Origin of the sequence: Streptomyces sp. SID3343, from assembly GCF_009865215.1 — a bacterium.
Lineage (GTDB): Bacteria > Actinomycetota > Actinomycetes > Streptomycetales > Streptomycetaceae > Embleya.
In genome coordinates this window covers 1-1,031 of sequence record NZ_WWJX01000077.1, presented here as the reverse complement: position 1 = coordinate 1,031, position 1,031 = coordinate 1, and the positions used below count along the sequence as shown (strand labels likewise).

At 71.9% G+C, this 1,031-nt stretch carries 1 protein-coding gene; it reads left to right on the top strand.

Going from position 1 to position 1,031, the window contains the following annotated elements; genetic code table 11:
• Positions 1–50: 50 nt before the first annotated feature.
• Positions 51–1,031: NAD(P)-binding protein (locus tag GT354_RS02740; RefSeq protein ID WP_346011815.1), on the top strand; the 981-nt coding region annotated here is incomplete at its 3' end.

Below are 1,031 nucleotides of genomic sequence, written 5' to 3'. Positions count from 1 at the left end.
TGCCGAGCGACGCGGACGTGGCCGCGGCGGGGACCGGTCGCGGGCGAACGGTGCTTGAGACGATCGCGCCGGCGGAGGGGCCGGCGCAGCCGCGGGCGCGGTTGCCGCACGGCCTGCCGGTGGCGACGCTCTTTCCGCGGCGGCTGCGCTACGCGATGTTCGGGCTGGTCGCGTCGTTGTTCCTGTTCGCGGGGCTCACGTGGTGGGTGACCGAGGATCCGCCGCTGCGGGCGGCGTACCGCTCGATCCTGGACGTGTTCGGGATGGGCGATCCGGCGATCGGCGAAGGCACGGGGCGGCAGGTCCTCCAAGTGCTGTCGGGTCTTGCCGGGATGGCGTTGATGCCGGTGTTGTTCGCGGTCGTCCTGGAGAGCCTGGGCACGTTCCGTACCGCGACCACGCAACGGCCGCCGCCGCGAGGGATCTCCGACCACGTCGTGCTGCTCGGGCTCGGCAAGATCGGGACGCGCGTGCTGGATCGGCTGTGCGACCTGGGGGTGCAGGTGGTGGCCGTGGAGCGGGACCCACAGGCGTTGGGCATCGGCACCGCGCACACCCGGCGGGTGCCGGTGGTGATCGGTGACGTGACCCGGGAGGGGGTGTTGGAGGCGGCGAGTATCGGGACGAGTCGGGCGTTGTTGGCGCTGACCAGCGACGACGCGATCAATCTGGAGGCCGCGTTGTACGCGCGTGAGGTAGATCCCGATCTGCGGGTGGTGATGCGGTTGTTCGAGGACGACTTCGCCAAGACCGTCTCGCGGGCGTTGCGGGACTCGTATCCGAACGCGACGACGCGCAGCCGCAGCGTGTCGTCGTTGTCGGCGCCGGCGTTCGCGGGAGCGGTGATGGGGCGGCAGATCCTCGGGGCGATCTCGGTCGAGCGGGAGGTGCTGTTGTTCGCGGCGATCGATGTGGCGGGGCATGGGGAGTTGGTGGGGCGCTCGGTCGCGGAATCGTTTCGACCGGGGTTGTGGCGGGTGTTGGCGTTGGACGGGGCGGCCGGGGCGGCCGGGGTGGCGGGCGCGGCGGCG